Below are 7,961 nucleotides of genomic sequence, written 5' to 3' on the forward strand. Positions count from 1 at the left end.
AATAAATATATGTGGCATTGTTACTGTTTTTCAGTTTTGTGTTTTTCCTATTGGGCCGGTCGCTGTTCTCCGGCGGCGCGCGCGGGGGGGGGCCGCTTCGTCGGCCCGCGCCGGGGATGGAGCGGTGGTGGGTACCCGGCCGGACGGGACCCACCACCGGCCGTCGGCGGGCCGGTCGGGCCACCGTGTCGGCGCTGCCGGACGCGCGGTCGGACGCGCGCTCGACATCGCGCCCGCCATCGCGCGTGAGGCGTCACCCGACGCCGACCCGCGACGACGGGTTCGGGGGTATCCGAGGCGCGTGGGCGAGGCGGAGTTCGCGGACGAGCGCTCGAACCGCGGCGGAGGCGGCGAGTTCGGGTGTGGTGAGATAACCCACCGAGCGTGTCGGGCGCTTCGGGCCGAGGTCGGCGACCGCCACGGAGGGCGGTGCGTCGGTGAGGGAGAGCGCGGGCATGATCGCCATGCCGAAACCGCCGGCCACCATGGCGAGGACGGCTCCGTCGTCCTCCGCTTCGACCGTGGCGCGGGGGATCCAATCCTGGCTCGCCCACCACTCGCGCGTGTACGACGAGCAGTTCTCGCTCCAGTCGACCAGCGGTAGTGAGCGGGGATCACGATGCCCGACGGGATGCACCAACGCGTAGGGCTCCCGCAGCAGGACGCCGGCGACCAGGCCCGGCGGCGTCGGCGTCACCGTTGCCAAGGTCGCGATGCCCACGTCCGCGCGCCCCGCGGCCACCTCCCCGGCGGTGCCGGGACCGACCTCGCGCACGATCCGCACCCGGGGTTCGATGCCCGGGTGACGGGCGGTGAGCCGTGCCAACACCGGTGGCAGCAGGTACAGGGCGGCGCTGCGAAACGCGGCGATGTGCAGCGTTCCGGTGGCGGCACCATCGTGCACGTCGGCACCCCGACCGGCCGCACGGGCCTCGGCGACCAGCACATCCAGCATGCGCAACACGCGCCGTGCGTGGGCTGCGGCCGTCGTACCCGCGGAAGTGGGTCGCGCTCCGGTCCGGCCGCGTTCGAACAGGACCGCACCGACCTTGCGTTCGATGCCGCGCACCGCGTGCGAGACACCCGACTGCGTGGTGCCGAGCGCTGCGGCGGCGGCCGAGAACCCTCCCTCGTCGGCCACGGCGACGAGGATCCGCAACTCTTGCGGAGAAAGCTCGGCTCGGGCCGTCATCAGGGCTCCCACCTGCTGCCATGAGCGTGGCTCATGGATACGAATCGGTCATGAGCGCAACCCTCTGCCCGGCCCGGGCATTCCTGCCTACCGTCCGTGCCATGAACTCGCTCCTGTCGAACAGCACGGCGGTCGCCGTCCAGCAGACCGCCCGCCCCAGTGGTTTCCCCACGCCCGACCAGTTCCGGTTCGTCGAGACACCGGTGCCCGAGCCGGTTCGGGGCACGGCTTTGGTCGAGAACCTGTACTGGTCGGTCGACCCGTACCACCGCGAGATGATGGACGGCGGGTTCGCCCTGAACGCCCCGCTGGAGGGCCGTACGCTCGGCCGGGTCGTCGCCTCCCGCAATCCTGGGTTGCCCGAGGGGGCCGTGGTCTTCCATCGCCGGGGTTGGCGCACACACGCGGTGGTCGGCCCCGACGAGACTCAGGTGCTTCCGGACCTGCCGGGCGTCGCCCTGTCCACGCATTTGGGCCTGCTCGGCGGTACGGGACTGACCGCGTACGTCGCCCTCACCCGCATCGCCCGGCTGCGCGAGGGCGACGACCTGTTCGTCTCCGGCGCTGCGGGTGGGGTCGGCACCGCCGTCGGCCGGTTCGCACGCCTGCTGGGCGTCGGGCACCTGGTCGGCAGTACGGGATCGACGGCCAAGGCGACGTACCTGACCGAACGGGTCGGCTACGACGAGGTCTTCGACTACCGGGAAGGCCCGGTCGCGGACCTGCTCGCGCGGGCCGCGCCGGAGGGCGTCGACGTCTTCGTCGACAACGTCGGCGGCGAGCACCTCGCGGCCGCGGTCGGTGCCCTGCGTGAACGCGGCCGCATCGTCCGGGTCGGCACGATCAGCCAGTACAACCGGCCGGACACCCCGCCCGTGCGCTTCGATCACGCGGACTTCGTGGAGAAGAGCCTGCGCATGGAGGGATTCCTGGTCCGCGACCACGGCGACGTGCGGGACGAGTTGTACACGTTCGCGGTGCCCCACCTGCTCGGTGGGCGGCTCGCGTCGGACGAGACGGTCGTCGTGGGATTCGAACGGATCGTGGAGGCGTTCCTGTCCATGCTGCGCGGCGGCAACACGGGGAAGACGATCGTCAAGGCGGCGGGCGCGTAGGGGAGTTCGGGCGCCGGGTGACGGACACCGGAGCGGTGCGGGGCGGGCCGCGACGGTCCTGGTGGGATTGCGTACTCGGCGGGAGATGCCGAGGGAGTGGGCGAATTCGGCGACGAGGAGCTCCCCGTATCCGAGGGCCGAGTGGGTCATCATGAACGTGTGGACGAGGTGTTCGACAGGTGTTTCGGGCCGACCGGAAGGCCGTTCTCGACGGGGCGGTCCAGGTAACAGGAACCGCCGAGGGCGAAGGGGCCGCGATGGGGAACCACGATCGTCCGGAGACCGGAGACCGGAGACCGGTGTCACGGATCGGGTGCACGCCCTGGCGTTCGAGGCGCCGGCCGCCACGGGACGCGGCGGGCACTGGCCGACCGGCGCCCGCGACTCGGCACACATCACCGTCCGCGCGGTGGAGCCGCACCGCACGCCGATCATCGTGCGCCTGTCGGGTCAGCCGTCGGTCGCGGCCCCGGCGGCCCCGGCGGCGGCGAGGTGGTGGGCGAGCAGGGCGGGGTGGGTCAGTTGGGGGTAGTGGCCGGCTCCGGGGATCTCGGCCACCGGGTGGTCGACGGCTGTGACCAAGGGGTCGGCGGTTCCCACGACGATCCGGATCGGGACGCTCACCCGGTCCAGCAACGCCCGGGCGCTTCGACGCTCGGCGAAGTCCGCGCGGATGGACGCGGCGACCCGGCGCGCCACCGCGCGACGGTGCAAGTCGGCTGCGGCGCTGTTCAGTTCCGTCCCCTCGGGGAGACCGAGAGACCGCGCCAGCCGAGCGGCGGACATGCGGCGCAGCCTCGGCCCGACCAATCCCGAGCGGATGAGCCGCGAGGCCGGTGCCTGGAGGAACGACGGGGCGACGAGCACGAGTTCGCCGACCCGGTCGGGATGATCGACGGCGAAGCGCAGTGCGGGCGCACAGGCCGCGGAGTGCGCGACCAGCACGGGACGGGTCCGCACCGGGCCCATCAGGTCGGCCAACCACGCGTGAACGGCTCGGGATGTGGGGCCGGAGCGTCCCAGGCCCGGCAGGTCGGGGGCCAGGATCGGCCCCGGGAGGTGGGCGGCGAGAGGGGCCCAGAGGTCGGCGTTCATCGGCAGTCCGTGCAGCAGGACGTGGGCGGGGGAGTGTCGGTCCCCGGCGACCCAGGTACGGCTGCCCGCCACGGCGTGGAAGCCGTACGGGCTCAACCAGGGCGTCGCGGCACCGAAGCGGGCGGCCACCAACTCGTCGGCCCAGGCCCGCAGCGCCTCGACGGCCGAAGGCATCCGCAACCCGGCGCTCGCGGCGAACGCGTGGGCGGACGCGGTCGGATAGCGGTCGGTCGACAGGAACGACAACGTCTCGGGATCGGCGCCGGTCAACGCGCGCGGCAGGCTCCGCAGCAGGCCGACCGGGATGGTTCGGCGAGGTGCCCGGACGCCGGCGTGGTCGGCGATCGTGGCGATCAGCTCGGGGAGCAGCGGAGTGTCGTCGTCGAGCACCCAATGGTGCTCACCGGCGGGTGACGCGGGGATCTCGGCCAGGAATCGCACGAAGTAGTCGATCGTGGTGATCGGCAGGAAGGTGTCGCGGCCGCCGGGCAGCGCGGGAAGCCGCCCGTTCCACAGGTCCTCGACCAGGGCGGCCAGGCCGAGGTACTGGCCCGGTCCGATCACGGTGCTGGGATTGGCGATGGTCAGCGGGGCTCCCAACGCGCGCGCCCGGGCGCGCACCGCGAGATCGCCCTCGAACTTCGACGCCTCGTACGCACCCTGCCGCGCGTAGTCGGGACGGCCGTCGGGCGCGCTGACCCGATACCCGCTGATGTGTACCAGTCGCCGCAGCCGGGGCAGCGCGGCGCCCCATTCGAGCACGTTGAGCGCCCCGGTGACGTTGGTCGCCCGCGCCTCCCGCGCTTCGAGGCCGAAGGCGAAGCGAGCGGCGGCGTTGTAGACGTCGCGTGCCTGCGGCAGCCCGGAAAGCGGACGGGTGATGTCGGCGGTGACGACCTCCAGGCCGTCGGTTCCGACGCCCCGGGCGGCCAGCCACGTAGTGAGGGTGTCGTTGCCGTCGTCGCGTACGGCCGCCGCCACCCGCCGGCCTCGGGTGAGCAGCTCGGCGACGAGGGAGCGGCCGATGAAGCCGTTGGCACCGAAGACGATCGCGTCCATGAAGCTCCTCTTTGGATCGGGCTGGTGTTGATTTGGATAGATATGGGTTGATCGGTAGCGGCAGTAATCTGTGGATCGGTCTTCATATTTTTTGGCCAGAATGAGATCCGCCGGTCGTGGGTCGAGCCGGGTCGAGCCGTCTTACGTCGGGTCAAGTCGGGCGGCACCGGGCGGCACCGGGCGGCACCGGGCCGCGCCGGGCCACGCCGGGCCGCGTCGGCTTCAGCTCAGCAGGGCGGCGACCCGGCGCGCGACGGCGTCCAGGGGCTTCCTGCTGCGGTGCGCCCGGGCGAGCAGGAGCGCCCCCTCCACCAGCGCCAGGATCGTGACCGCGAGGTCGTCGGCGTCCGGACGGTCCGCGAGCCGTGTGCGCAAGGCCGCCTCCCACGAGGTGTAGACCTCGGAACAGGCCTCCTGGAGCGGGTCGTTGGTGGCCGCCGTCTCCAGTGCCACGGTCGCCACCGGACACCCCTTGCGCCAACCCGACTCTTCCAGTCGGTCGCCCAGTCGGCGCAACATCGCGTCGACGAACTCCGCTGCCGACGGGCTCGACTCGGCCAGATCCGCCAGTGTGTCGCCGATGGTGCGCCCGGCTCGTCGGACGGACTCGCCGACCAACTGATCCTTGCCGCCCGGGAAGTGGAAGTAGAGCGAGCCGCGGGGCGCGCCACTGGCCGCGATCACCTGGTTGAGCCCGGTGCCGAAGTATCCTCCGGTCTCGACCAATTCCTGCGTCGCGTCCAGCAACTGGTTCCGCGTCTCGGTGCCCTTCTGTCCCATGACGTCAAAGGTAGACCGATCTACATATTCCCGCAACCACCGGCACCGGTCCTCCGTCGCCGGGACGGAGCGGGGCCGTCGGAGTCAGCGGCTCACGGCGGTTTCACGCTCGATCCGTATCCGTGACAACTTTTCGGGATTGCGGACGGCGTAGAGCTCGGTGACGAGGCCGTCGTCGACGCGTACCGCGATGACGGTGTCGATGACGCCGCCCAGGCGGAGGATCAGGGCCGGGTGGCCGTTGATCTGCGCCGGCCGCAGGGACGCCGCGCGGTCGACCCTGCTGAGTACCCGCGCCACCGCGGCGGCCCCCACGACGGGTGCCAGGGCGGCCTGGACGACTCCGCCGCCGTCGGTCAGCAGGACGACGTCCGGCGCGATCATGTCGAGCAGGCGCTGCAGATCTCCCGTTTCGATCGCACGCCGGAACGCGGCGAGCGCGCCGTGGGATTCGGCCCGGGAGACGGTTCCGCGCGGGCGGCGCGCCGCGACGTGGGCGCGGGCCCGGTGCGCGATCTGGCGGACGGCGGCCGGGCGCTTGTCGACGGCTTCCGCGATCTCGTCGTACTCCAGGTCGAACACGTCGCGCAGCACGAACACCGCCCGCTCGGTCGGGGTGAGCGTCTCCATCACCAGCAGCATCGCCATCGAGACGCTGTCGGCCAGTTCGACGTCCTCGGCCACGTCCGGCGCGGTCAGCAGCGGCTCGGGCAACCAGGGGCCGACGTAGGACTCCCTGCGCCGGCGAAGGGTGCGCAGTCGTCCCAGCGCCTGGCGGGTGGTCATCCGGACCAGGTAGGCGCGCGGATCCCGCACCGCGTCGAGGTCGACGCCCACCCAGCGCAGCCAGGTCTCCTGCAGGACGTCCTCGGCGTCGGCGGCCGAGCCGAGCATCTCGTAGGCGACGGTGAACAGCAGGTTGCGGTGGGCGACGAACGCCTCGGTGGCCGGGCCCATACCGCCGCCGCCCACGGACGGTTCGACCGTGTCCCCGGTTTGCTCGCCGCGCTCGCTCACAGCCCACTCCCGTCCGTTCGCCCTCGATCGTGTCATGCACAAGACACCGACCCCGGTCGCCTTGTGACGCGGACGGGCGGTGGCCTGCGTCACAACGCCGTGGTGTCACAGGGATCGGGCGGCCGGCATCTCGTGTTCGTCGGAACGCCGTGCGAACGATCCGCGCGGCACGCGGCTCCACGAGTGAGGACCAGTCATGGAAACCCGGATGAACCTGTTCGAGAACGAGCTCGGCACCAGGATCGGCAAGCGGATCTATGCCGTCAGTCTGCTGATCCAGGAGTCGTCGCTGCCCAAGGCCACCCAGGAACTGGTGCAACTGCGGGCCAGTCAGATCAACGGCTGCGGATTCTGCGTCGACATCCACGGGAGGGACGCCGCGTCCGCCGGCGAAACCTTCGCCCGACTCAACCTGGTCGCCGCCTGGCGCCACTCGACCGCCTTCGACGAGGCCGAGCGGGCCGCGCTGGCGCTCGTCGAGGAGGGAACCCGGATCGCCGACGCCCACGAGGGCGTGTCCGACGAGACCTGGGCCCGGGTGCGCAAGCACTACGACGACGACCAGAGCATCGCGCTCGTCTCGCTGATCGCGATGATCAACGCGACCAACCGCCTCGGCGTGATCCTGAACAACCAGGGCGGTTCCTACGAACCCGGCGACCTCGCCGACATCGCGGGCTGACCACCGGGCGAATCGCGGCCCGGCGCGGGATCACCCGATCCCGGGCCGGGCCGGCTCGTGGACACCCCGAAGGCGACGTCGAGTTCGTCGACGCGGACCTCATCCGCCGCGCCTGTCCACGCCGATGGATGTCCCCGTCGTGGCCGCGCGTCGGGCCGGACAGGATGGGAGGGTGTACGGCGAGGACGACGGTGATGCGAGGAGGGGCGAGTCGATGCCTGAGGAGACGAATTCGGTGACGCCGATGTCCGTGGGGGCCGCGACCGGTTCGGGCGAGTCGGAGAGGGCGGGCTTCGACGCGTCGGCGCGGGCGAACATGGTTGCGTTCGCGGCCGAGCTCGTCGAGCGTGGCTGCGCGGCCGAGGGGCTGGTCGACCTGGACGCGGCCGAGGAGGACGACGAAGGGCGGGCCGAGTACCGACTGTTCCCGGTCCGGCCGTACGAGGGTCTCGAGCACTGGATCGCCATGCCCGGTGTGGAACTCGCGGTGGTTCGCGCGGCCGAGCCGGACGGCCCCTGGTCGATCGAGTGCGACAGCGATCCCTACGCGTGGGACGACTTGGTGCGGGAACTGGCCGATGGCGCCGAAGGGTTGCGCGCCTACGCCCGGAACATCGCCCTGGTGCGGGCCGAACTCGCCCGGCGCGGCCTGGTGTTGCGGGACGAGCAGGTGAACGTCGACGTGGACGCCTGCGGTGGCGGCTACGAGGCGTTCACGCTGCGTACGCCGGCCGGGGTGGTCCGGCTCGGCGTCCCGGACCGGGAGGCGGGCCCGGGATCGCGCGTGGAGCTGTTCGTGAACGGACACGGGTACGTCTACGACCAGGCGATCGAGGCGATCCTCGACGCGGCGGCACAGGCGCCGTCGGCATAGCACCGGCGGGACCGAGCGCACGAGCGGCACGGGCGGGCAACCACTCTCCGGTAAGCCTGAATGGCGGCGTGCGCGCGTCCAGGCGCAGCGCCTGGCTGATCTCGCGCGGTTGCGTCGTGTTCGTGATCGGATCGACAGGGAGTACGC

Annotated in this window: 7 protein-coding genes; 3 read left to right on the top strand and 4 right to left on the bottom strand. The window is 71.7% G+C overall.

What is annotated here, in order from left to right; genetic code table 11:
- Positions 1-253: 253 nt before the first annotated feature.
- Entirely contained in the window at positions 254-1,192 is a 939-nt protein-coding gene (locus tag ACWCPW_RS51125; RefSeq protein WP_449768534.1) for a LysR family transcriptional regulator, read from the bottom strand.
- Between the two features lie 101 nt (positions 1,193-1,293).
- Here ACWCPW_RS51125 and ACWCPW_RS51130 point away from each other — a divergent pair, with 101 nt between their 5' ends.
- The gene (locus tag ACWCPW_RS51130) at positions 1,294-2,307 is read left to right on the top strand and encodes a zinc-binding dehydrogenase (RefSeq protein ID WP_449768535.1); all 1,014 of its coding nucleotides are present in this window, start codon (positions 1,294-1,296) and stop codon (positions 2,305-2,307) included.
- A 450-nt stretch (positions 2,308-2,757) separates the two neighbouring features.
- Here the strand turns inward: ACWCPW_RS51130 and ACWCPW_RS51135 are convergent, their stop codons facing one another.
- From ACWCPW_RS51135 to ACWCPW_RS51145, 3 genes are all read right to left on the bottom strand, one after another.
- Complete coding sequence (locus ACWCPW_RS51135; RefSeq protein WP_449768536.1) at positions 2,758-4,461, bottom strand: alpha/beta fold hydrolase; 1,704 nt, start codon at positions 4,459-4,461, stop codon at positions 2,758-2,760.
- 222 nt (positions 4,462-4,683) lie between these two features.
- A complete protein-coding gene (locus ACWCPW_RS51140) occupies positions 4,684-5,241 on the bottom strand; it encodes a TetR/AcrR family transcriptional regulator (RefSeq protein WP_449768537.1) in 558 nt (185 codons plus the stop codon).
- Positions 5,242-5,325: 84 nt separating this feature from the next.
- On the bottom strand, positions 5,326-6,198 hold the full coding sequence (locus tag ACWCPW_RS51145) for an RNA polymerase sigma-70 factor (protein WP_449768540.1): 873 nt from the start codon (positions 6,196-6,198) through the stop codon (positions 5,326-5,328).
- A gap of 256 nt (positions 6,199-6,454) precedes the next feature.
- On the opposite strand from ACWCPW_RS51145, the gene ACWCPW_RS51150 reads away from it, so the two are divergent.
- Both ACWCPW_RS51150 and ACWCPW_RS51155 read left to right on the top strand, forming a co-directional pair.
- Complete coding sequence (locus ACWCPW_RS51150) at positions 6,455-6,940, top strand: carboxymuconolactone decarboxylase family protein (protein ID WP_449768538.1); 486 nt, start codon at positions 6,455-6,457, stop codon at positions 6,938-6,940.
- Between the two features lie 214 nt (positions 6,941-7,154).
- Positions 7,155-7,814 carry a hypothetical protein gene (locus ACWCPW_RS51155; protein ID WP_449768539.1) on the top strand — a complete coding sequence of 220 codons (660 nt, stop codon included), beginning with the start codon at positions 7,155-7,157 and terminating at the stop codon, positions 7,812-7,814.
- Positions 7,815-7,961: the final 147 nt, after the last annotated feature.

The sequence above is a fragment of the Embleya sp. NPDC001921 genome (assembly GCF_053594475.1).